25 protein-coding genes and 1 pseudogene are annotated in these 21844 nt (G+C 49.3%); 14 read left to right on the top strand and 12 right to left on the bottom strand.

The features are described 5' to 3' along the window. Positions 1-283 precede the first annotated feature (283 nt). Together IB222_RS13435 and yajD are read left to right on the top strand one after the other, a co-directional pair. Positions 284-1537, top strand: coding sequence for a glycoside hydrolase family 18 protein (locus IB222_RS13435; protein WP_149384622.1), 1254 nt, complete (start codon positions 284-286; stop codon positions 1535-1537). 92 nt (positions 1538-1629) lie between these two features. Further along, entirely contained in the window at positions 1630-1974 is a 345-nt protein-coding gene (gene yajD, locus IB222_RS13440; protein ID WP_003832478.1) for an HNH nuclease YajD, read from the top strand. 44 nt (positions 1975-2018) lie between these two features. Here the strand turns inward: yajD and IB222_RS13445 are convergent, their stop codons facing one another. Then, the gene (locus tag IB222_RS13445) at positions 2019-2294 is read right to left on the bottom strand and encodes a YeaC family protein (protein WP_003030693.1); all 276 of its coding nucleotides are present in this window, start codon (positions 2292-2294) and stop codon (positions 2019-2021) included. 42 nt (positions 2295-2336) lie between these two features. Next, on the bottom strand, positions 2337-2750 hold the full coding sequence (gene msrB, locus IB222_RS13450; RefSeq protein ID WP_003832475.1) for a peptide-methionine (R)-S-oxide reductase MsrB: 414 nt from the start codon (positions 2748-2750) through the stop codon (positions 2337-2339). A 341-nt stretch (positions 2751-3091) separates the two neighbouring features. On the opposite strand from msrB, the gene gapA reads away from it, so the two are divergent. Next, positions 3092-4087, top strand: a complete 996-nt coding sequence (gapA, locus tag IB222_RS13455) for a glyceraldehyde-3-phosphate dehydrogenase (RefSeq protein WP_003030697.1) — start codon at positions 3092-3094, stop codon at positions 4085-4087. A gap of 72 nt (positions 4088-4159) precedes the next feature. After that, positions 4160-5044, top strand: coding sequence for a D-hexose-6-phosphate mutarotase (locus tag IB222_RS13460; protein WP_123267004.1), 885 nt, complete (start codon positions 4160-4162; stop codon positions 5042-5044). 472 nt (positions 5045-5516) lie between these two features. Here the strand turns inward: IB222_RS13460 and IB222_RS13465 are convergent, their stop codons facing one another. The 4 genes from IB222_RS13465 to IB222_RS13480 form a co-directional block, all read right to left on the bottom strand. Further along, entirely contained in the window at positions 5517-6371 is an 855-nt protein-coding gene (locus IB222_RS13465) for an aldo/keto reductase (protein WP_126956079.1), read from the bottom strand. A 179-nt stretch (positions 6372-6550) separates the two neighbouring features. Further along, positions 6551-6901 (bottom strand): hypothetical protein, encoded by a 351-nt coding sequence (locus tag IB222_RS13470; protein ID WP_148362085.1) that lies wholly within the window; start codon positions 6899-6901, stop codon positions 6551-6553. 10 nt (positions 6902-6911) lie between these two features. Continuing rightward, positions 6912-7154, bottom strand: coding sequence for a hypothetical protein (locus IB222_RS13475; RefSeq protein WP_148362086.1), 243 nt, complete (start codon positions 7152-7154; stop codon positions 6912-6914). 581 nt (positions 7155-7735) lie between these two features. Continuing rightward, positions 7736-8482, bottom strand: coding sequence for a MipA/OmpV family protein (locus tag IB222_RS13480; RefSeq protein WP_148362087.1), 747 nt, complete (start codon positions 8480-8482; stop codon positions 7736-7738). Between the two features lie 433 nt (positions 8483-8915). Here IB222_RS13480 and yeaG point away from each other — a divergent pair, with 433 nt between their 5' ends. Both yeaG and IB222_RS13490 read left to right on the top strand, forming a co-directional pair. Beyond that, positions 8916-10850 carry a protein kinase YeaG gene (yeaG, locus tag IB222_RS13485; protein ID WP_003030707.1) on the top strand — a complete coding sequence of 645 codons (1935 nt, stop codon included), beginning with the start codon at positions 8916-8918 and terminating at the stop codon, positions 10848-10850. A 120-nt stretch (positions 10851-10970) separates the two neighbouring features. Further along, positions 10971-12254 carry a YeaH/YhbH family protein gene (locus IB222_RS13490; RefSeq protein WP_003832459.1) on the top strand — a complete coding sequence of 428 codons (1284 nt, stop codon included), beginning with the start codon at positions 10971-10973 and terminating at the stop codon, positions 12252-12254. 85 nt (positions 12255-12339) lie between these two features. On the opposite strand, the gene IB222_RS13495 is transcribed toward IB222_RS13490, so the two are convergent. After that, entirely contained in the window at positions 12340-12750 is a 411-nt protein-coding gene (locus tag IB222_RS13495) for a hemerythrin domain-containing protein (protein WP_148362088.1), read from the bottom strand. A gap of 13 nt (positions 12751-12763) precedes the next feature. Beyond that, on the bottom strand, positions 12764-13534 hold the full coding sequence (locus IB222_RS13500; RefSeq protein WP_008784518.1) for a class I SAM-dependent methyltransferase: 771 nt from the start codon (positions 13532-13534) through the stop codon (positions 12764-12766). Positions 13535-13698: 164 nt separating this feature from the next. Here IB222_RS13500 and dgcJ point away from each other — a divergent pair, with 164 nt between their 5' ends. The 3 genes from dgcJ (at position 13699) to IB222_RS13515 (ending at position 16322) form a co-directional block, all read left to right on the top strand. Further along, positions 13699-15189, top strand: a complete 1491-nt coding sequence (gene dgcJ, locus IB222_RS13505; RefSeq protein WP_148362089.1) for a diguanylate cyclase DgcJ — start codon at positions 13699-13701, stop codon at positions 15187-15189. Positions 15190-15233: 44 nt separating this feature from the next. Then, positions 15234-15737: a YbaK/prolyl-tRNA synthetase associated domain-containing protein gene (locus IB222_RS13510; RefSeq protein ID WP_126318388.1), complete on the top strand. Its 504-nt coding sequence runs from the start codon at positions 15234-15236 to the stop codon at positions 15735-15737. A gap of 138 nt (positions 15738-15875) precedes the next feature. Further along, positions 15876-16322: a DUF441 domain-containing protein gene (locus IB222_RS13515; protein ID WP_003832453.1), complete on the top strand. Its 447-nt coding sequence runs from the start codon at positions 15876-15878 to the stop codon at positions 16320-16322. Here the strand turns inward: IB222_RS13515 and IB222_RS13520 are convergent. Next, a pseudogene (locus IB222_RS13520) lies at positions 16299-17097 on the bottom strand (helix-turn-helix transcriptional regulator). The gene IB222_RS13515 and the pseudogene IB222_RS13520 sit on opposite strands and share 24 nt — an antisense overlap. Before the next feature lie 99 nt (positions 17098-17196). On the opposite strand from IB222_RS13520, the gene IB222_RS13525 reads away from it, so the two are divergent. After that, positions 17197-18384: a CynX/NimT family MFS transporter gene (locus IB222_RS13525; RefSeq protein WP_003832449.1), complete on the top strand. Its 1188-nt coding sequence runs from the start codon at positions 17197-17199 to the stop codon at positions 18382-18384. 37 nt (positions 18385-18421) lie between these two features. Here the strand turns inward: IB222_RS13525 and IB222_RS13530 are convergent, their stop codons facing one another. Continuing rightward, positions 18422-19129, bottom strand: coding sequence for a CTP synthase (locus IB222_RS13530; protein ID WP_149384620.1), 708 nt, complete (start codon positions 19127-19129; stop codon positions 18422-18424). Positions 19130-19327: 198 nt separating this feature from the next. Here IB222_RS13530 and IB222_RS13535 point away from each other — a divergent pair, with 198 nt between their 5' ends. Beyond that, positions 19328-19675: a DUF488 domain-containing protein gene (locus tag IB222_RS13535; RefSeq protein WP_003832445.1), complete on the top strand. Its 348-nt coding sequence runs from the start codon at positions 19328-19330 to the stop codon at positions 19673-19675. Between the two features lie 7 nt (positions 19676-19682). Here IB222_RS13535 and IB222_RS13540 read toward each other — a convergent pair whose 3' ends face one another. After that, positions 19683-19931: a DUF333 domain-containing protein gene (locus IB222_RS13540; protein ID WP_149280839.1), complete on the bottom strand. Its 249-nt coding sequence runs from the start codon at positions 19929-19931 to the stop codon at positions 19683-19685. Between the two features lie 185 nt (positions 19932-20116). On the opposite strand from IB222_RS13540, the gene IB222_RS13545 reads away from it, so the two are divergent. From IB222_RS13545 to yoaJ, 3 genes are read left to right on the top strand one after another with little or no spacing between them, the layout of a single operon-like run. Then, on the top strand, positions 20117-21142 hold the full coding sequence (locus tag IB222_RS13545; protein ID WP_003832442.1) for a sensor domain-containing diguanylate cyclase: 1026 nt from the start codon (positions 20117-20119) through the stop codon (positions 21140-21142). Positions 21143-21189: 47 nt separating this feature from the next. Further along, entirely contained in the window at positions 21190-21288 is a 99-nt protein-coding gene (locus tag IB222_RS13550; RefSeq protein WP_032941789.1) for a YoaK family small membrane protein, read from the top strand. A 2-nt stretch (positions 21289-21290) separates the two neighbouring features. Next, positions 21291-21365, top strand: coding sequence for a protein YoaJ (gene yoaJ, locus IB222_RS13555; RefSeq protein WP_095533175.1), 75 nt, complete (start codon positions 21291-21293; stop codon positions 21363-21365). A 48-nt stretch (positions 21366-21413) separates the two neighbouring features. Here yoaJ and IB222_RS13560 read toward each other — a convergent pair whose 3' ends face one another. After that, on the bottom strand, positions 21414-21662 hold the full coding sequence (locus IB222_RS13560; RefSeq protein WP_003832440.1) for a GlsB/YeaQ/YmgE family stress response membrane protein: 249 nt from the start codon (positions 21660-21662) through the stop codon (positions 21414-21416). Between the last annotated feature and the right edge of the window lie 182 nt (positions 21663-21844).

A 21844-nucleotide genomic window follows, 5' to 3' on the forward strand; every position in this document is an offset into this window, starting at 1 on the left:
GTGTTTAGTTTTGCATCAGTGACCATCATACTTATCCATATAATTTTTGAGGTCAACACCAAATCTTTAAAACACAGATTTTAATCTGTATTTCACAACCAAGATCACAAATAAATGCAAAGTTGAACTGAAACCCAAGTGAACGAGGCTGCCGCTTCGCTAAAATGGCGTGAACCCCTTCGCATTTTTCCTGTTATGAAACTGTTAACCTGTGGGTGCTGTTTTTTTCGCCACGCCATTTCCGTGGCGTGTTTGCTTGTTTAAATGTCAAAGAGGAACACCGATGAAACTATTGCCTTTGTTGGCAGCACTACCCCTGCTCTGCGCCAGCGTTGTTTCCGCCAGTTCACTGATGTCAGTTGGCTACTTTAATGGTGGCGGCGACGTCACTGCCGGTCCCGGTGGCGACATCAATAAACTGGATGTTCGCCAGATAACCCATCTCAACTATTCGTTTGGCCTTGTCTATAACAACGAAAAAGACGAGACCAATGACGCCTTAAAAGACGCCAGCAAACTGCATCAGATTTGGCTTTCACAGAAAGTGCAGGATGATTTGCTGAAAATTCCACAGCTGCGTAAACAAAATCCAAACCTGAAAGTTTTGCTTTCCGTCGGCGGTTGGGGAGCGCGTGGATTCTCTGGCGCGGCAGCAACGAAGGAAACACGCGCAGTGTTTATTCAGTCTGCGCAGGAGATAATTGCGAAATATGGTCTGGATGGCATCGATCTCGACTGGGAATATCCGGTTAACGGCGCCTGGGGACTGGTCGAAAGCCAACCGGCTGACCGCGCTAACTTCACCGCGCTATTAACAGAGCTGCGCGCCGCATTGGGGCATAAAAAACTGCTGACCATCGCCGTGGGCGCAAATGCAGAAAGTCCGAAAAGCTGGGTGGATGTCAAAGCCATTGCACCATCGCTCGACTACATCAACCTGATGACCTACGACATGGCTTACGGCACCCAATATTTCAACTCGAACCTGTATGATTCGACGCAATGGCCGACGGTCGCCGCAGCGGATAAGTACAGCGCCGATTTTGTGGTCAATAACTATCTCGCCGCCGGTCTGAAACCGAGTCAAATGAATCTGGGCATTGGCTTTTATGGCCGCGTACCAAAACGCGCCGTTGAGCCAGGTATTGACTGGAGCAAACCTGACGCGCAGAAAAACCCGGCTACCCTGCCCTATTTCGAGTCAGCTCAAATTGAGTTGTTCAAATCACTGGGCATCGACCTGAGCAAAGATACCTACGTGAAGTACAACGATATTGTGGCGAAGTTGATTAACGATCCGCAAAAACGCTTTAGCCAACATTGGGATGATGAAGCGAAAGTGCCGTGGCTGTCGGTACAGTCTGCGGATGGAAAAAAACTCTTTGCCCTCTCCTATGAAAACCCGCGTTCAGTGGCGATCAAAGCCGACTACATCAAAAGCAAAGGGTTGGCAGGCGCCATGTTCTGGGAGTACGGCGCAGATGACAATAATCAGTTGGCGAAGCAGTTAGCCGATTCGTTAGGCATCAAACACTGATCCCAACACCTGACACAATAGGTTATGATTAACGCATTCCGCTGCGCCAGCTTTTGGCGCAGCTCTTCATTTCTACTGGAGGCATGAGCTTTATGGCTTTTATCCCTAAAAATTACGCCCGTCTGGAAGTCGGTTACCGGGAAAAGGCGCTTAAACTCTTTCCCTGGGTCTGCGGACGCTGTTCCCGTGAGTTCGTGTATTCAAATTTGCGCGAGTTGACGGTACACCATATCGATCACGATCACTCGAATAACCCGGAAGATGGTAGCAACTGGGAAATGTTGTGCCTGTACTGCCACGATCACGAGCATTCCAAATATACGGAAGCGGACCAGTATGGTTCAACGGTGGTTGCAGGAGAAGATGCGCAAAAGGCCGTAGGCGAAGCGAAATACAACCCATTCGCCGATCTGAAGGCGATGATGAACAAGAAATAATATCAACTGCAGGCCCGACACAGATGTTTGCCGGGCCTGGGTAATCAGGATTTAAACGTCGCAATCGGTTCTGGCGTAATACCAAACTCAACCTTCAACTGCTGCTTGCTCTTCATAACCATCTCACCGTTGGTATCAATCGTCATATGCTGTGCGTCAATATTGTTTCGCGCCTGCCATAACATCACCAGCTGTAAGCTATTCTCTTTTTGTTCTGCCGTTAGCGCTACGCCATCCGGCCATTTCCCTAGCTCAACGGCAGTCGATAAGCGCTGATAAACTTCCGGCGTCATGCTGTTGATCATCTCATCAAGATTCATGTTAAATCCACTCTCCGTAGAATAATTTGCTGAATCGTTTCTTCAACCCTTGGTTTGCTCACCGTTTTCACCATCGGTGAAGTTCAAAGACGCTGAGTTAACGCAGTACCGTTCACCGGTAGGTTTCGGACCATCCGGGAAGACGTGTCCCAGGTGCGCATCACAGTTTCCGCAGCGGATTTCAATGCGCTGCATGCCGTGTGACGTATCTTTTATGTAACGGATAGCCTCATCGCTGACAGGCTCGTAAAAGCTGGGCCAGCCGCAGCCAGAGTCATATTTTGTCTCGGAACGAAATAGCGGATTGTCGCAGATCAAACAGTGGTAGATGCCGTCACGTTTGTTATGTAGCAAACGTCCGGTAAATGGCGGTTCTGTCCCGTGATTCTGCGTTACGTAGAACTGCATTTCGGTTAAATTTTTTTTCAGTTCTTCTGGAGAAGGTTGATTAGCCATTTGCTCACATCTCGCTTTATCTAAACTCACATCGCGAGACAGATTCTAACAAAACATTAACACCGGAGTGCGAACTTTTGTTCTAAACTTGATCCTTGCGAAATGGCAGCCTGCAATTCGTGATCAGAATCACGTTTTTATCTTGATTGCCCTTTAAAATTCGGGCCGCCGACCCCATGTGGTTTCAAGCCCAAAGGAAGAGTGAGGCGAGTCAGTTGCGCAAAGCTTAGGCAGCAGATTGATTTGTCGCAATGATTGACACGATTCCGCTTGACGCTGCGTAAGGTTTTTGTAATTTTACAGGCAACCTTTTATTCACTAACAAATAGCTGGTGGAATATATGACTATCAAAGTAGGTATCAACGGTTTTGGCCGTATCGGTCGCATTGTTTTCCGTGCTGCTCAAGAACGCTCTGACATCGAGATCGTTGCAATCAACGACCTGTTAGACGCTGACTACATGGCTTACATGCTGAAATATGACTCCACTCACGGCCGTTTCAACGGTACCGTTGAAGTGAAAGACGGTCATCTGATCGTAAACGGTAAAAAAATCCGTGTTACCGCTGAACGTGATCCGGCTAACCTGAAATGGGACGAAGTTGGTGTTGACGTAGTAGCTGAAGCTACTGGCCTGTTCCTGACAGATGAAACCGCTCGTAAGCACATCACTGCTGGCGCGAAAAAAGTGGTTCTGACTGGTCCGTCCAAAGATAACACTCCGATGTTTGTTAAAGGCGCTAACTTTGACAAATACGAAGGTCAGGACATCGTTTCTAACGCTTCCTGCACCACTAACTGCCTGGCTCCGCTGGCTAAAGTTATCAACGACAACTTCGGCATCATCGAAGGTCTGATGACTACTGTTCACGCGACCACCGCTACTCAGAAAACCGTTGATGGCCCGTCTCACAAAGACTGGCGCGGCGGCCGCGGCGCATCCCAGAACATCATCCCGTCCTCTACCGGTGCAGCTAAAGCTGTAGGTAAAGTACTGCCAGAACTGAACGGCAAACTGACTGGTATGGCGTTCCGCGTTCCTACCCCGAACGTATCCGTTGTTGACCTGACTGTTCGTCTGGAAAAAGCTGCTTCTTACGAAGAAATTAAGAAAGCAATCAAAGCTGCTTCCGAAGGCCCGATGAAAGGCGTTCTGGGTTACACCGAAGACGACGTAGTATCTACCGATTTCAACGGTGAAGTTTGCACTTCCGTGTTCGATGCTAAAGCTGGTATCGCACTGAACGACAACTTCGTGAAACTGGTATCCTGGTACGACAACGAAACCGGCTACTCCAACAAAGTTCTGGACCTGATTGCACACATCTCCAAATAAGTTGAGATGAAACAGTAATCTGTAAGAGCGACTCAGGTCGCTCTTTTTTTTGCCTGAAGAAAGGATTGCGTAATGATTAATAAAATTTTTGCACTTCCGGTAATCGAACAAATTACCCCTGTCCTCTCCCGCCGTCAGCTTGATGAGCTTGAGGTTCTTGTTGTCGATCACCCACAGGTTAAAGCTTCTTTCGCACTGCAGGGCGCACATCTTCTTTCCTGGAAACCAAATGGTGAAGAGGAAGTCCTGTGGCTAAGTAATAATACCCCGTTTAAAACCGGCGTAGCGCTGCGTGGCGGCGTACCAATTTGCTGGCCGTGGTTTGGTCCGGCTGCTCAGCAGGGCCTGCCTTCGCATGGTTTTGCCCGCAATCTGCCATGGACGCTGAAAGCTCACAACGAAGACGACAATGGCGTGGTGCTGACGTTTGAACTGCAGAGCAACGCTGAAACGCGTCAGCTTTGGCCACACGAGTTTTGCCTACTGGCCCGCTTCAAAGTGGGAGCCACCTGTGAGATGGAGCTGGAAGCTCATGGTGAGTTTGAAACCACCTCGGCACTGCATACCTATTTCAACGTTGGTGACATTGCGGCAGTGAAAGTCAGTGGTCTTGGCGATCGCCTGATCGATAAAGTGAATGATGCTAAAGAAGATGTGCTGGCTGATGGTATCCAGACCTTCCCGGACCGCACCGATCGCGTTTATCTGAATCCGGAAGCGTGTAGCGTGATTCATGATGATGCGTTGAATCGCAATATCGACGTTGTCCATCACCACCACCTGAATGTCGTGGGCTGGAACCCTGGCCCGGCGCTGTCCGTCAGCATGGGCGACATGCCGGATGATGGCTACAAAACGTTTGTTTGTGTAGAAACGGCTTACGCGACCGCTCCGCAGAAAACCACCGAAGAAAAACCATCTCGCCTCGCGCAGACTATTCGTGTAGCTAAACGCTAACACAGCTCTGCGCACCGTGCCGGATGCGGCTAACGCCTTATCCGGCCTACAAACTACACGCAGCCATAGGCCTGATAAGCACAGCGCCATCAGGCAGTTCCGCGCACCGTGCCGGATGCTGCCAACGCCTTATCCGGCCTACAAACTACACGCAGCCGTAGGCCTGATAAGCACAGCGCCATCAGGCAGTTCCGCGCACCATGCCGGATGCGGCCAACGCCTTATCCGGCCTACAAACTACATGCAGCCGTAGGCCTGATAAGCACAGCGCATCAGGCAGTTCCGCGCACCGTGCCGGATGCTGCCAACGCCTTATCCGGCCTACAAACTACACGCAGCCGTAGGCCTGATAAGCGCTGCGCCATCAGGCAGTTCCGCGCACCGTGCCGGATGCTGCCAACGCCTTATCCGGTCTACAAACTACACGCAGCCGTAGGCCTGATAAGCTGTGGGAACATCGGCATTTGGCAAATCAGGCCATATCCAGCGCGGTTTTACCTTTTGGCGCCGGATACGCCTTATCTAACTGCTTCAACTCATCTACAGAGAGCGTTATCTCCAGCGCGGCGGCATTTTGTTCGACATGCGCTACGCTTGCGGCTTTCGGAATTGCTATTACACCCGACTGGCGAATCACCCATGCCAGCAAAATCTGCGCAGCGCTAACATTGTGCGCGTGCGCGATGTCATTCACCACAGAGTTAGAAAGCAAATCGCCACGCAGTCGTCCCGCCTGGGCCAGCGGACTGTATGCCATGACCGGCATCTGCTGCTGCTGGCACCACGGCAGTAAATCATATTCAATACCGCGCGAGGCTAAATGATAAAGCACCTGATTAGTTGCACACTCTCGTCCACCGGGTACCTGCCATAACGCCTGCATATCATCATAATCGAGATTCGAGACGCCCCAACGGCAGATTTTCCCCTGCGCAATCAGTGTTTCCATGGCATCGACGGTCTCTGCAAATGAAAAATCGCCCATCCAGTGCAGCAAATAGAGATCCAGATAATCAGTTTTCAGTCGACGCAGGCTCGCTTCGCAGGCGGCAATGGCTTTCTGTCCGCCGGCATTCCATGGGTAAACTTTCGAGACTAAAAAAGCGCTATCACGCCGCCCCGTTAATGCTTCACCCACTACCTCCTCCGCTGCACCATCAGCGTACATTTCTGCGGTATCAATCAATCGCAAGCCTAGATCCAGTCCGGCCTGCAGCGCAGACACTTCATCCCGGCGTCGGCTTGGATCCTCGCCCATGTACCATGTTCCCTGCCCAATAGCAGGAAGCGATACCTGGTTTGTAAACGTCACCTGTTTCGCTGTCATCGCACCCTCCTGTGTTAATGCACCACAGTAAAGCAAAACAACGCGCATGTGTCCTGTTAGGGTGCACAAATTGCACCATCATGGATTGGAAACCGATCGTTAAGGCGAGCGAAATAAAAAGCCCGGGAACAGCAGATGTTCCCGGGCCGAAATAATACAAAATCTTAACTACGAAGTGGTTATTTTAACCGACCTAGATATTTTCCCTCTTTCATGGCGTTGATTTTTCCGTTTTTATAGACGATGACGGAAATCAAACCTGCGCTATAAGACTGAGCTTCTGCACTATTCTCATCATTTGCCGCAGGTTTGCCATTAATATAAGCAATGCCATCAGCACCACGTTTAAAGTCCACTCCAAGTTTATTCACATGCACGGGCGTGATTTTACTGGCGTGTACCGGGGCATTCGCGTCACTGACCATGGTTTTCTGTTCATGCTGTAACTGCTGGCGGTAAGCCTCGCTAATGGCATACGCAGGTGCAGTAGAGGAAGCCACCAACGCAGCGATAATAATTAATTTTTTCATACGTTACACCTTAATACTTATCGTGTTTGTGGTGATGGCTGGAATTAGTATCATTTGTGCCATACACGTTTTGCGCGTTTTCCATAGCCTGTTTTTCAGCAGCAGCATTGATTGTCGCCTGACGGTTTTGCTCCGCAATATAGCAGGCATCACGGCTCACACCCTTACTTTCGCAAGCATTCATGCGTGAAGCCTCGGTGGAACAACCAGCCAGAATCCCGCCCATCACAGCTATCATGATTAACTTTTTCATTATATATACCAGGTTTATTCTCAAAAAATCCACATGGCGTATTATATTTAATGCCATGAAGAGTTGCTGTCGCTACTTTAAAGTTTACTTAATATCTGCAATGGAATATTTAATGTCAATTTTAATTTTTTCAGATAAACACCTAAAGATGTAAAATTAAAATCAATCGATTAATTTTTGTTTTTTTCACATGAAAGTTAACTTTCGCCATGAGATAAACATGCTAAAAGAGTTATCAATAATTTTCATTGCGCTTAACAATAAGAAAATTACGCTTACCTCGATCGTAAATTTTAGTATTATCAACGCATTGAATAGCTACAAACCATTACTTCATGACAATGATTTGCTAAACCATCACGACTTTATTTCGTTCAAAAATGAATAGATAACAGGCTAATAAAATAGCAAGTATATTTTTAGTAACAGCGACAGGAATAATACGTTAAAAATTCGTTGTAGCCTGACAGAATGCCAAAACAGCACAAAAAATCAAATCTCATGTTTTAGATCAATATTCATCTCCGTCAAGCACAAAAAAGCCCGCACTGATGCGGGCTAGTGTTTGACGCGCATTAGTATCAGAACTTGTAGGTTACACCCACCGAGAAGATGCCAGACCAGGACTTATCGACCATCGGGCTGTCTTTCACTTCATCACTCAAACGCACATAACGGCCAGTGCCGTATACGTTCCAGTTGCCAAGGAAGTTATAGCTCGCGGTCAACTCCAGGTACGGATCCCATCCATCGTCAGCGTTGTAGCTTTTCAGACCACTGCGGCGAGACTCGCGATTGGACACGCCATAATAATAGTCGTTGTAGTTTTCGCTGCTGTACTGCACACCGATACCCGGCGTCAGAGTCAGCCCACCATTAGTGTAACGGTAGAGCCAAGCCAGATCCCAGATAAAGCCGTTGCTGTTATCCAGAGTATCACCCGCCAGTGCAGTACGCAGGAAACCATACTGGGTGTTATGTACATACGAGAGGCCAGCCATCATGCTGCTTTTACGCTTGTCGAGTTGGCGCAAAGCATGGCTATCGCTATCACCTGGCTTGAAATGCGTCGGATCATAGTACGCCATGATGGAAAGCTTATCTGTCGTGTCATTCCACAAATAGTAACCGCCACCCAAGCCGTGGAACCACACATTATCGCCTTCATAGGTGACAACCGGAACAGGGTAAACATCGCGGTCATACTGTTTGTATGGGCTGTTAATCACGCCGACACCCGCGCCAACAGTCCACTGGCTTTCAGCCTGTGCGGTGCTAACTGCGGTTGCGGCAAGGACGCTAAGTGCCAGAAGTTTGAGTTTGGTCACAATCCATAATTCCTTATTCAAATGTGTAGCGGTCAAAGTGTAACCGCCAATACGCTTCAGCCCAACTATTTTACGTATTCGCCCCAGAATGTAACCCCCTAATTTCTCAGCGAGTGATGACATTTTGCTTGCAGGACGATGAACACCGCATGAATCCCGCTCCAATTCTTTACATAAGATGTGCTTTTTTTGCTGATGAGTTATTGATATGCCATTGAAATTCATTTGCGCACACAGGCAAGTTTTGCAAATGCCATCTACGCTTAATTTTAGAAGGTGTATCACCGAATACGTTGATCTCCTGACCACTAAAATGGCATGAGAGTTGCTTATTTCCTCAGCAGCGACGTCGTTCAGTTTACCTCTTCAGGGGCCTCTACTATTCATATGAACGGCTCTTAACATGTGCTAAAAAACGAAAGGACGGCATACCATGAATATATTCGATCACTATCGCCAGCGTTATGAAGCTGCCAAGGACGAAGAGTTCACGCTGCAGGAGTTTCTTACCACTTGTCGGCAAGATCGCAGTGCTTATGCCAACGCGGCAGAGCGGCTATTAATGGCTATTGGTGAGCCTGTCATGGTCGACACTGCCCACGAACCTCGACTTTCTCGACTCTTTTCGAATCGGGTAATTGCACGCTATCCCGCCTTTGAAGAGTTTTACGGCATGGAAGACGCCATTGAGCAAATTGTTTCTTATTTGAAACATGCGGCTCAGGGTCTGGAAGAGAAGAAGCAGATTCTGTATCTGCTGGGGCCTGTGGGAGGGGGAAAATCATCTCTTGCTGAGCGGCTGAAGTCGCTGATGCAGAGAGTACCAATTTATGTCCTGAGTGCCAATGGCGAACGTAGCCCGGTCAACGATCATCCGTTATGCCTGTTTAATCCGCAGGAGGACGCGCAGATCCTGGAAAAAGAGTATGGGATCCCGCGTCGCTATCTCGGTACGATCATGTCCCCGTGGGCTGCGAAACGTCTGCATGATTTTGGCGGGGATATTACAAAATTCCGCGTCGTCAAAGTCTGGCCGTCTATTCTGGAGCAGATCGCTATCGCTAAAACGGAGCCTGGTGATGAAAACAACCAGGATATTTCTGCGCTGGTCGGGAAAGTGGATATTCGTAAACTCGAACACCACGCCCAGAACGATCCTGATGCCTACGGTTATTCGGGGGCACTGTGCCGCTCAAACCAGGGGATTATGGAATTCGTTGAGATGTTTAAAGCACCGATTAAAGTGCTGCATCCTCTGCTGACCGCCACCCAGGAAGGAAACTACAACGGTACAGAAGGTATCTCTGCCCTGCCGTTTAACGGGATTATTCTTGCCCACTCGAACGAGTCCGAATGGGTAACGTTCCGTAATAACAAAAACAATGAGGCGTTCCTTGACCGTGTTTACATCGTCAAAGTGCCTTATTGCCTGCGGATCTCTGAAGAGATCAAAATTTACGAAAAACTGCTTAACCACAGTGAGCTGACCCATGCGCCTTGCGCACCGGGCACGCTGGAAACGCTCTCTCGCTTTACCATTCTTTCTCGCCTGAAAGAACCTGAGAACTCGAGCATTTATTCGAAGATGCGCGTTTACGATGGCGAAAGCCTGAAAGATACCGATCCGAAAGCGAAATCCTATCAGGAGTATCGGGATTACGCCGGGGTTGATGAGGGAATGAACGGTCTGTCCACGCGTTTCGCGTTTAAGATCCTCTCTCGCGTCTTTAACTTTGACCATGCCGAAGTGGCAGCTAACCCGGTACATCTGTTTTACGTACTGGAGCAGCAAATCGAACGTGAACAGTTCCCGCAGGAGCAAGCTGAGCGTTATCTTGAGTTCCTGAAAGGCTATTTGATCCCGAAATATGCTGAATTCATCGGCAAAGAGATCCAGACGGCTTATCTCGAATCCTATTCCGAATACGGACAGAACATTTTCGACCGTTATGTCACTTATGCGGATTTCTGGATTCAGGATCAGGAGTATCGCGACCCGGATACCGGTCAGCTGTTTGACCGCGAGTCGCTGAACTCAGAACTGGAGAAAATTGAGAAGCCGGCGGGTATCAGTAACCCGAAAGATTTCCGTAACGAGATCGTCAACTTTGTTCTGCGTGCCAGAGCGAATAACAGCGGTCGCAATCCAAACTGGACCAGTTACGAAAAACTACGCACGGTTATTGAGAAGAAAATGTTCTCCAATACCGAGGAGTTGCTGCCGGTCATTTCGTTCAATGCTAAAACCTCGACTGACGAGCAGAAAAAACACGACGATTTTGTCGACCGTATGATGGAAAAAGGCTACACGCGTAAACAGGTGCGTTTACTGTGCGAATGGTATTTGCGCGTACGTAAATCGTCTTAACATAAGTGCCCGGTGGCGCATGCCTTACCGGGCTTGCAAAACAATGTTCCGTAGGCCGGATAGCGCCAGCGCCATCCGGCACTTACAGACATGGCGAACAGTTGGCAGTACGGGGGGCTTATGACCTGGTTTATTGACCGGCGTCTTAACGGCAAAAACAAGAGCACGGTAAACCGCCAGCGCTTCTTACGCCGTTATAAATCGCAAATTAAACAGTCGATCTCCGAGGCCATTAACAAGCGTTCGGTGACTGATGTGGATAGCGGCGAATCTGTCTCTATTCCGACTGATGATATTAGCGAACCAATGTTTCATCAGGGACGTGGTGGTCTGCGCCATCGCGTGCATCCGGGTAACGACCATTTTGTGCAGAATGACCGCATTGAACGCCCACAGGGCGGCGGTGGCGGTTCAGGAAGCGGACAAGGCCAGGCCAGCCAGGATGGTGAGGGTCAGGATGAGTTCGTCTTTCAGATCTCTAAAGATGAATATCTCGATCTGTTGTTCGAAGATTTAGCACTTCCTAACCTGAAACAGAATCAGCAGCGTCAGTTAACGGAGTACAAAACGCACCGGGCAGGTTTTACCTCTAACGGTGTGCCTGCCAACATCAGCGTGGTGCGATCTCTGCAAAACTCACTGGCGCGCCGCACGGCGATGACAGCGGGTAAGCGTCGCGAACTGCATGCTCTCGAAGCGGATCTGGAAACCATCGCGAAAAGCGAACCAGCGCAGTTGCTGGAAGAGGAACGGTTACGCAAAGAGATTGCCGAACTACGGGCAAAAATCGAACGCGTGCCATTTATCGACACCTTTGATTTACGCTACAAGAATTATGAAAAACGCCCCGACCCTTCCAGCCAGGCGGTGATGTTCTGCCTGATGGACGTCTCTGGTTCAATGGATCAGTCGACCAAAGATATGGCTAAACGTTTTTATATCCTGCTGTATTTGTTCTTAAGTCGGACCTATAAGAACGTGGAGGTGGTTTATATTCGCCACCATACCCAGGCGAAAGAAGTGGATGAGCACGAGTTCTTCTACTCTCAGGAAACCGGGGGAACCATTGTCTCCAGTGCGCTGAAGTTAATGGATGAAGTGGTGAAAGATCGCTACAACCCTGCCCAATGGAACATCTATGCTGCACAGGCATCGGACGGTGATAACTGGGCTGATGATTCACCGCTGTGTCATGAGATTTTGGCGAAAAAACTGCTGCCAGTGGTACGCTATTACAGCTATATCGAAATCACTCGCCGCGCTCACCAGACCTTGTGGCGTGAATACGAACATCTACAGTCAACCTTTGATAACTTTGCGATGCAGCATATCCGCGACCAGGATGATATTTACCCGGTATTCCGCGAACTGTTTCATAAACAAAGTACGACCAGCAATAGTTAACCACCTAAACAAATCAGCCAGAGGTTATCTTCTCTGGCTGATTTATTCCGGGTGTGGTGCCTTCCGTTCAGCACGTAAAATGACCCTACATCCTTTCCACCAGCGGATAGAAATCTTTATTTTCTTTTTGCATACGCTCAAACACTTTGCGTAGAACAGTGTTGGCATCGCGCCTGAATGCTTCATCATTGCCTATTAATTTACTGGCAATATTCCAGCGCCGGGAAAATACGTCATAATCACTGACGATATCTGTCATTTCACGTTGAAATTTTGAGCTAACCTGTCTGAGCGTGCTATTTCCATCCTGCTCAATATGCGGATAAAGGAACTGATCTTCAGCAGACAAATGCGTTTTTATAATCGCACTCATGCTAACGATCGCAGTAGCAATTTCCTGCGCGTTGGATGATACACCTGCCTGGCTCAACTTACGTAAAAATGAAATTTTCTCAAGGATTTCAACATGCTGATTTTTCATCTTATCAATATTCATCCGTTTATCCTTTTTATTTTCCCTTTACAGAGCAGCAGGCAATGTAATTGAGTTGATGACGTTGCGAACGGAAGAAGCGAAACATTTTCAGGAAACGACGACGATTTTCGCTCGTGCGTAAGCCGTTAAACACAATTTTTACCGCCCCCGTAAGCCCTTCATCACGAACTAATCCGCGCGGCGACATCAGCGACATGTTGCCATTCTGTTGCAGGACCTGTTCGAACCCGCAGTTAAGAAATAAATCACGCCAGCCTTGTCTGGTCATTGGACTAACGTTTGATTTCACCACATCGACAAGCTGGCCCTGATCGCCCGCGCCCAGTTTCTGGGCGGTGAACATAATGTCGTGGGTGAGCAGACGCCCACCGGGCTTCAACACGCGATAATATTCGGCAATTAACTTCGCCTTCGCTTTATCGGCATACATTGTCAGCATGGCTTCGTTAATCACAACATCGAAACTGTTATCCGCAAAAGGAAGAGTGTTGGCGTTAGCAGCCATCACATGAATATGATTTTCCAGACCATTTGCCGCTACGTTATTCCTTGCATTTGACAGTGCGGTTTTATCCATATCAATGGCGTATACGGTACAGCCATAGCGTTGAACTAACTCTATCGCCGTCGTGGCCATGTTGCACGCCACTTCAAGTACCTGGCTGCCGGGCGTCAGCTGTGACTGGCTAAACAACCATTCGGTTGCTTCAACGCCGCCCGGACGCAGACGGGTTTTGCCCAGGCTGGCTAAAAATGTATGACCCGCTTTTTCAGTCGCGCTCATTGGCCTGTCTCCTTTCTATAAGTTGCATTATAAATACAACATTAAGAGTTAAAGGTGAAGCGCGCGAATGATTTTTATTACAAAATGTCCTTGCCCGTAGCGTTAGAGCGGATGTATGCCCTGTGATAGACTGAAGTATCAGACTTACAGGGCTGTAAATCATTATGAAATTGCATCATAAAGCGCTCAGGATCTTTATCTCCGTCAGCGTAATTGTTTTGACATCTTCTTTTTTGGTTTATGAGCTCATTGCCAGCGATAAAGCAATGAATGCGTACATGCGCTATATCAATGAGAAAGCCGACTCCTCGTTTCTCTATGATAAGTACACAAATCAGAGCATCGCAGCTCATCTGATGCGCACATTTTCGTCCCCTCAGGGGCCTGCTTCTCTCGAACAGCAAAAAGCACTTTGCAACGCTTTCGACAGCGTTAACGGCACTCATGGGCTCAATCTCACTAAGCGTAACTATCTGCCATTACACGGTACGTTGCAGACCACCTCAACAAAATGTAGCGAACAACTTGATGACATTTTTCTGCTGCCCTCTTTTGACCGGGCGGTCAATGTTAATCGCCAGCAGAAAGATTACGGTCAGGGATTAGGGACGCTGGAGTATAAATTTCGATATTACGTCGATCTTAAAAATAACTACGTCTATTTCTATGACCTGATCGACTCGCGGAAATTTGCGATACACAACTGGTCGTTTTTGCAAAAAGGCACGCTGGGAATCGACCAGAATGATATTGACGGTATTTTTACTGGCCGCACGGTGATCTCCAGTATTTATGAAGATAACCTGACCGAGAAAAAGGTGATGAGCTTTTTAACACCGGTTTACTACGCCAATAAGCTAAAAGGCGTGGTGATGGTGGATATTAACAAAGAGAATTTACAGAATATTTTCTATACCAGCGACCGCCCTCTCGTCTGGCGTTATCTTAACGTAACCGTCTCTGATACCAGTTCAGGTAAAGAGATCCTCGTTCATAAAAGTGAAACCGATCTGTTCCGCTATGTTCACTATGAGAAGGACATACCTGGCGGTATACGTATCACCCTCTCACTTGATGTTATGTACTTTATTGTCTCGTCCTGGAAGATATTCGCGTTCTATCTACTGGCAACGATATTGCTGCTGAATATGGTCAGAACGCATTTTCGGCTGTATCACAACGTCACGCGGGAAAATATCAGTGACGCGATGACCGGGCTCTACAACCGTAAAATTCTAACGCCGACGCTCGAACAGCGTTTACAACAGTTAGTAAACTCCGGCACCCTCGTGACCTTTATCGCTATTGATTGCGACAAACTAAAAGTTATTAATGATACGTTGGGGCATAAGGAAGGCGACCGCATTATCACCCTCCTGGCCAAAGCTATTCAAACGTCCATTCGCAAAAGTGACTATGCCATCCGCCTCGGTGGCGATGAGTTTTGCATTATCCTCATCGATCACCCCAGTGAATTAACGCCCCGCCTGCTGGAGAGGATTCGCTATAACTTACAAATTATTGCGCAAGATAGATCAATCAGCTTCTCTGTCGGAATTTATAATATGCAGCCAAACGACACCATTGATGATGCCTACAAAGCATCTGATGCACAGCTCTACCTGAACAAACAGAAAAAACGCACCGATGCGTAATCATTTTTCTGACAGGATTTTCATTGTTGTACCAGGAGTAAGTCATGACGGAAGTAAACAAAGGTAACGCAACGCACCAGCGTTTAATCTCCCTGTTGTCAGAACACGGTGCGACCTACCGCGTAGTCAGCCATGAAGCCGTAGGCAAATGTGAAGCTGTCTCTGAAATTCGCGGTACCGCACTGGGTCAGGGTGCAAAAGCGCTGGTCTGCAAAGTAAAAGGCAACGGCGTCAATCAGCATGTTCTGGCGATCCTCTCTGCCGATCAGCAGGCGGACCTGAGCCTGTTGGCTAGCCATATTGGCGGGTTGAGAGCGTCACTTGCCAGCCCGGCGGAGGTAGATGAACTAACAGGCTGCGTATTTGGTGCTATCCCACCGTTCAGTTTTCATCCGAATCTCAAGCTGGTCGCCGACCCGCTGTTGTTTGAGCGTTTTAATGAAATTGCGTTCAATGCCGGAATGCTGGAAAAATCCGTGATCATGGATACCGCAGATTACCTGCGCATCGCGAAACCGGAATTAATCCCGTTCCGCAGAGCACAATAACTGCCCAAGTTAGCAGTAAAAAACATCGCTTCGTGCGTTAGCCCAAAAAAAATCATAATCATTAAAAAAAGCCTGTTCCGTCACGCGTTTACGCGTACAGTAAGCAGGCTTATTTTTTCTTTTGGCAAGGAAACTACGATGTTTGATGTCACTCTGCTGATCCTGCTCGGACTGGCAGCTCTGGGCTTTGTCAGCCACAACACCACTGTCGCTGTTTCAATTCTGGTGCTGATTATTGTCCGTGTTACCCCTCTGAATACCTTCTTTCCCTGGATTGAAAAACAGGGCCTGACCGTCGGGATTATAATTCTGACCATTGGCGTCATGGCGCCGATCGCCAGCGGAACGCTACCGCCCTCCACGCTCATCCACTCCTTTGTGAACTGGAAATCACTGGTTGCTATTGCCGTTGGGGTATTTGTCTCCTGGCTTGGCGGACGCGGCGTTACGCTAATGGGCAGCCAGCCTCAGCTTGTTGCTGGTTTACTGGTGGGCACGGTACTGGGCGTGGCGCTGTTTCGCGGTGTGCCAGTGGGGCCGCTTATTGCGGCAGGTCTGGTCTCATTGATTGTTGGGAAGCAGTAGCCAGCCCGTTCAGATAACGGCCTGGTGTCTGTCCCAGGCCTTTTTTGAACATAGTGATAAATGCCGTGGGCGAATCGTACCCGAGCATTTGCGCGACCTGTTGTACATTGCGACCATCAATTAACGCCTGCAGCGCCAGAATCAGCTGGAGCTGGTGACGCCAGCGGCGAAAACTCAACCCCGTTTCTTTGACGACCAGGCGAGCAAGGTTACGTTCACTCATCGCAAATACGCTGGCCCATTGTCCCAATGTCTGCCATTGTGCAGGCTCTCTCGCCATCGTTGCGACCATTCTGCGAATTTTCGGGTGATCGGAAACCGGCAACTGCATTTGCTCCTGGGGTTGCTGCGGCAGTTCATCAAACAACACCTGCGTCAGCCGCTGGGTTGCCGGCTCCAGCCGTTGGGCATCCGTTTTGGATGCCAGCGCCAGAATAAGCTCCCGGCACAACGGAGCAATTTTCAGCGTGCAGCAACGATCGGGCATCACGACGGCCTGCGGCTCAATAAACAAAAAGCATAATTGTGCGCCAACGGTAACGTGGTTGCTGTGTGGAATTTCACCGGGGATCCACACCGCATATTGCGGGGGCACCATCCACATAGCATTTTCAACCTCACAAGTGATCGCGCCATGCAACGCCAGAATCAACTGGCCTTTACGGTGCTGATGCAGCGGACTAAAAAGTTCATCTTCCCGGGCCTGAATACAAAACGCCACGGCCGCATCGTGGTGAAGATCCGGTTCATATCCATCCAGCCTCAGTCCTAACATAAAAATGTCCGATTTAAGCGATAAACTGTCATTTTAGCTTGATTCATCCATTGTGTAAAAACGCTAAGGTATCGCCTCGCCTGACGATATGAGAAAAAAATGACAAATACTCCTTCCTCCCGTGGCAAGAACGCAGCGTTGCTGATCGCGGGGATCCTGATGATTGCCACCACATTGCGCGTCACCTTTACCGGAGCTGCCCCGTTGCTGGATGCAATTCGCGCCGACTACGGTCTGAGCACTGCCCAGACGGGGCTTCTGACCACCCTGCCACTGCTGGCTTTCGCACTGGTTTCACCTCTGGCTGCCGCCGTTGCGCGCCGTTGGGGTATCGAACGCAGCTTGTGTGTCGCTATGCTACTGATTTGCGCTGGTATTGCGATACGTTCGCTGCCCTCACCCGGGTTCCTGTTTAGCGGCACCGCGATCATTGGTTGCGGAATCGCCTTGGGCAATGTGCTTTTACCCGGACTGATTAAGCGTGATTTTGCTCAGCATGTGGCGAAGCTCACTGGCGCATACTCGCTGACCATGGGCGCGGCAGCGGCACTGGGTTCCGCCATTGTGGTACCGCTGGCGTTGAACGGGTTTGGCTGGCGCGGTGCGCTGATGGTACTGATGGCCTTTCCGCTACTGGCGCTGATTATCTGGTTACCCCAATGCCGCCAGACGGCCAATGCCAGCTTGAGCAACTCGCGCGCGCTGCATTCCCGCGCGATCTGGCGCTCCAGCCTCGCCTGGCAGGTGACGCTGTTTCTGGGGATCAATTCGCTTATCTACTACGTCATCATCGGCTGGCTGCCCGCTATTTTGATCAGTCACGGCTACAGCGAGTCGCAGGCCGGTTCACTGCATGGTTTACTGCAGCTGGCGACCGCCGCGCCGGGATTATTGATTCCTCTCGTCCTGAACAGATTTAAGGATCAGCGCGCCATCGCCGCTCTGGTTTCATTAATGTGCGCCGTCGGCGCGGCGGGATTCGCCATAATGCCCGACCAGGCATTGCTATGGACCATCCTGTTTGGCTTTGGCTCGGGCGCGACGATGATCCTCGGCTTGACCTTTATTGGCCTGCGCGCAAGCTCAGCGCATCAGGCTGCTGCCCTCTCCGGCATGGCACAGTCTGTCGGATATTTACTGGCGGCCTGCGGACCACCACTGATGGGGAAAATTCACGACCTCAACGATAGCTGGCTGATTCCTCTTGGCGGGGTCGCCGTGTTAGCGATGCTGATGGCGGTATTTGGTTTGTGCGCGGGGCGCAATCGGGAGATCGCGAGCGCATAATGCACAGGGCAGGTTCGTGAACAACCTGCCCGTTTTTTTATCCGCGCGCGGCGCGCAGCATCGCCTGAACTAACGGCACGGGTTTTCCCGCCAGCGCTCCGCGTTCATGTTGAAAGAGCGTGCCAACATAAAATGGATGCGTCACCAGCTCAATGGCACGAATATCACCAACCTCATCCCAACCGGTCACCCGAAGATCGCCGCTTTCAAGCTCGGCGGCAAAATCCTCCGATACGCCATAGTTGCAGTGATATCCCTCGGTGATAACATCCCGCCCGTAGGCTTTGGCAATCAGCGTATTGGCCCGCAGCTCAATATCATCCGTTTTTTCTACCAGCGAGCAGGTCAATGGTGCTATCACCATTCGACCCGTGGTGTCCGTCTCGGCGTGGCCGGCATCGCTCCAGCCCAGCACGTTGCGGGCGTACTCCAGAATCGCATGCTGAAAACCGCCGCAAGTACCCAGGAATGGGATGCTGTTTTCACGCGCGTAGCGTATCGCTATCAGCGCCCCTTCAAGATGGCGATATGGACTGCCTGGAACGACCCAGATGGCATCATAGCCAATCAAGTCCTCACTGCTGTTGATATCAGATGTAGTTAGCCAGTCGTAATCAGCCACTAATTCCAGAACGGCGGCAGCATCATCGATAGCAAGGGGAATAGCCTTGTGCGCCACAATATTGGGGCTGTAATCACCCACCAGCGCAATGCGAAGCGTATCTTTAATTGGGGAAATTTCCATTAAGCTTTCCTTGTGTCCTGACAATAAGGGACAGCATAAGGAGCCTCAGCCTACCGACTTTTTAGTGGTATCACAATCCCTTAAATTGGGAGTCAGGACAGGCAAAATGCTATAATGGTCACGTTTTACGATCTTATTTAACCGTAATAAAATTGATGAGCAATACCTGAGCGGTAGCTGAAAGGAGCGGATGAAGAGATGAAGATTCAGTGTAAACGCGTGTATGACCCGGCAGAAAAAAGCGATGGTTATCGCGTACTGGTCGACCGATTGTGGCCACGCGGGATAAAAAAGACTGACCTTGCTTTCAACGAATGGAATAAAACGCTGACGCCATCCTCTGAATTGCGCAAAGCATTCCACGCAGAACTGATCGATTTTTCACACTTTTCCGAACAATATCGCGCAGAGCTGGCTCAACAGCAGCAGGAAGGAAAGCGCCTCGCAGAGATTGCCCGACAGCAAACCTTAACGCTACTGTATGCGGCGAAAAATACCCAGCAAAACCACGCACTGGTGCTCGCTGAGTGGCTACGTCAATGCTGACCGCGTATCACTTGCCCGTTGCCGGATGATCTCTACGCCAGAGTGACCATTCATCAATCACTTCCCCGCCGGGTAGTTTGCAATCCGATCTAGCGCCTTGTGGCGTCTGTACTGGAATCAGCGAACCGCCCTTTTGTTCGCAATACACCGATGCTGGATTCGCCATGCCAACTTTTGGTGGCACAGGCGCTTCCGGTTCCGTGGTACACCCCGCCAGCACCAGCAAGCCGGGCAAAAAAATAGATGCCAGTTTCATATTTACTCCTGTTAAAAACCTTATCCTGGCAGGTTACCCCGACTTTCCATCTATCTCCATGTTTTCCTGTCAGCTATCCATTTTATGTTAACATTCTGAGCTGGATGGCGTGTTTCATCTTTCACCTCGATGTTCTATCATGCGGGCAACGTCAGCCCAATCATTACTCAGGAGCATTTCACCTCATGTCGGACATGATCCTTGCCAGAGTCTCACAATCCTTAGCTACGGAGCAGTCAGTTGAGAGTCTGGTTCGCCAACTTCTGGAGATGCTGGAGATGGTGACTGAGATGGAATCAACCTACCTGACCAAGGTCGATCTGGATGCCCGTCTGCAGCATATTCTGTATGCGCGTAATAGCCGCCAAATGCAGATCCCCGAAGGGCTATCCGTGCCGTGGGATGAAACGCTGTGCAAACGCGCGATTGAGGAAAACTGTCTGTACAGTGACAACGTGCCCGCACGCTGGCCGGAATGTACCGCTGCTCGCGCACTGGACATCACCACCTTTCTAAGTACTCCCGTTCATCTTCCGGACGGAACGTTTTACGGTACACTCTGCGCTACCAGCCGCCGTCAGCAGGCACTGAGCCAACGTGGAGAACAAGTATTACATCTGTTTGCCGGTCTGATCGCCCAGTCGATTCAAAAAGAGTCGCTGGTTGCTCAGTTACGTGAAGCGAACGCCGCGCTGATTGCTCACTCCTACACCGATGCCCTGACAGGGTTACCGAACCGGCGCGCAATTTTTGAAAATTTGGAGACCCTTTTTTCGCTTGCCCGCCACCTCAGGCAGAAGATAGTTGTTGCCTATATCGATTTGGATGATTTCAAACTGATTAATGACCGCTTTGGCCACGAGGTTGGCGACCAGTTCCTGATCCAGATTGGGCAGCGCCTGCTCCGTGAATGTAGTGATAATGACATTCTCGGTCGACTGGGCGGTGACGAATTTTTAGTCGTTCGCCTGTCAGCGGAAGATGAACTTGATCAGCTTATGCGTCTGCAGCAGGTGAAAAATCAGCTGCAACAGCAGATTTGCGGTGACTACCACCTGGGTGATATTCATCTGTATTATCCTGGTGCCAGTCTGGGTGTGGTGGAAATTGATCCGCTGGAGACTGATGTAAACTGTGCGCTTCATCTTGCAGACAGCGCAATGTATCAGGATAAAAAGCGTCAGGATAAAACCCCTTTTGTCGTACATTAAGCCCTGCTATGCTGGCTCGTCTTTAAATAACTCTGGTAGATAATCGTATGCGACTCGGTATTATTTTCCCTGTCATTATTTTCATTTCCGCTGTCGTTTTCTTATCCTGGTTTTTTATTGGCGGCTACGCTGCGCCGGGAGCATAACGATGAAAAAAACAACGATTATTATGATTGGCGTGGCGATCATCGTGGTTCTGGGCACGGAACTGGGGTGGTGGTAACCAAAATAGAGGCCACTTATCAGTGGCCTCTATTGTCTGTATGTTTACTTAGCTTTTGATTTTTCTGTAGATAAACAACACCACAATCGCACCGATAACCGCTACGACGAAACTGCCGAAGTTGAAACCATCAACTTTACCAAAACCAAAGAAGGTACTGATCCAGCCACCCACTACCGCACCGACAACCCCTAAGATAATGGTCATAAAGAATCCGCCGCCATCTTTACCCGGCATAATCCATTTTGCCAAAATCCCAGCGATAAGACCGAAAACCACCCATGAAATAATGCCCATAATTTTCCTCACTTATGTTTTTAAATTAACGATTCACTCGTTGTATAAAAGCATAGCATAGCGCTGAAAAATTAAAATTTGTGATCGTCATCACTTCATATTTTCATCTTTTTCCGATGTTTCATAAGGTTATGACTGCTGACCGGTAGGCTAAATTTTTGCCGCTCCTCGTCATTAATGTC

It is taken from the genome of Citrobacter sp. C13, assembly GCF_014596815.2.
In the GTDB taxonomy this organism is placed as follows: domain Bacteria; phylum Pseudomonadota; class Gammaproteobacteria; order Enterobacterales; family Enterobacteriaceae; genus Citrobacter; species Citrobacter portucalensis.

Bases quoted from the DNA above. Each gene is read 5' to 3' on its own strand.
- IB222_RS13435 (WP_149384622.1), top strand. From the start codon at position 284: ATGAAACTATTGCCTTTGTTGGCAGCACTACCCCTGCTCTGCGCCAGC.
- yajD (WP_003832478.1), top strand. From the start codon at position 1,630: ATGGCTTTTATCCCTAAAAATTACGCCCGTCTGGAAGTCGGTTACCGG.
- IB222_RS13445 (WP_003030693.1), bottom strand. From the start codon at position 2,294: ATGAATCTTGATGAGATGATCAACAGCATGACGCCGGAAGTTTATCAG.
- msrB (WP_003832475.1), bottom strand. From the start codon at position 2,750: ATGGCTAATCAACCTTCTCCAGAAGAACTGAAAAAAAATTTAACCGAA.
- gapA (WP_003030697.1), top strand. From the start codon at position 3,092: ATGACTATCAAAGTAGGTATCAACGGTTTTGGCCGTATCGGTCGCATT.
- IB222_RS13460 (WP_123267004.1), top strand. From the start codon at position 4,160: ATGATTAATAAAATTTTTGCACTTCCGGTAATCGAACAAATTACCCCT.
- IB222_RS13465 (WP_126956079.1), bottom strand. From the start codon at position 6,371: ATGACAGCGAAACAGGTGACGTTTACAAACCAGGTATCGCTTCCTGCT.
- IB222_RS13470 (WP_148362085.1), bottom strand. From the start codon at position 6,901: ATGAAAAAATTAATTATTATCGCTGCGTTGGTGGCTTCCTCTACTGCA.
- IB222_RS13475 (WP_148362086.1), bottom strand. From the start codon at position 7,154: ATGAAAAAGTTAATCATGATAGCTGTGATGGGCGGGATTCTGGCTGGT.
- yeaG (WP_003030707.1), top strand. From the start codon at position 8,916: ATGAATATATTCGATCACTATCGCCAGCGTTATGAAGCTGCCAAGGAC.
- IB222_RS13490 (WP_003832459.1), top strand. From the start codon at position 10,971: ATGACCTGGTTTATTGACCGGCGTCTTAACGGCAAAAACAAGAGCACG.
- IB222_RS13495 (WP_148362088.1), bottom strand. From the start codon at position 12,750: ATGAATATTGATAAGATGAAAAATCAGCATGTTGAAATCCTTGAGAAA.
- IB222_RS13500 (WP_008784518.1), bottom strand. From the start codon at position 13,534: ATGAGCGCGACTGAAAAAGCGGGTCATACATTTTTAGCCAGCCTGGGC.
- dgcJ (WP_148362089.1), top strand. From the start codon at position 13,699: ATGAAATTGCATCATAAAGCGCTCAGGATCTTTATCTCCGTCAGCGTA.
- IB222_RS13510 (WP_126318388.1), top strand. From the start codon at position 15,234: ATGACGGAAGTAAACAAAGGTAACGCAACGCACCAGCGTTTAATCTCC.
- IB222_RS13515 (WP_003832453.1), top strand. From the start codon at position 15,876: ATGTTTGATGTCACTCTGCTGATCCTGCTCGGACTGGCAGCTCTGGGC.
- IB222_RS13525 (WP_003832449.1), top strand. From the start codon at position 17,197: ATGACAAATACTCCTTCCTCCCGTGGCAAGAACGCAGCGTTGCTGATC.
- IB222_RS13530 (WP_149384620.1), bottom strand. From the start codon at position 19,129: ATGGAAATTTCCCCAATTAAAGATACGCTTCGCATTGCGCTGGTGGGT.
- IB222_RS13535 (WP_003832445.1), top strand. From the start codon at position 19,328: ATGAAGATTCAGTGTAAACGCGTGTATGACCCGGCAGAAAAAAGCGAT.
- IB222_RS13540 (WP_149280839.1), bottom strand. From the start codon at position 19,931: ATGAAACTGGCATCTATTTTTTTGCCCGGCTTGCTGGTGCTGGCGGGG.
- IB222_RS13545 (WP_003832442.1), top strand. From the start codon at position 20,117: ATGTCGGACATGATCCTTGCCAGAGTCTCACAATCCTTAGCTACGGAG.
- IB222_RS13550 (WP_032941789.1), top strand. From the start codon at position 21,190: ATGCGACTCGGTATTATTTTCCCTGTCATTATTTTCATTTCCGCTGTC.
- IB222_RS13560 (WP_003832440.1), bottom strand. From the start codon at position 21,662: ATGGGCATTATTTCATGGGTGGTTTTCGGTCTTATCGCTGGGATTTTG.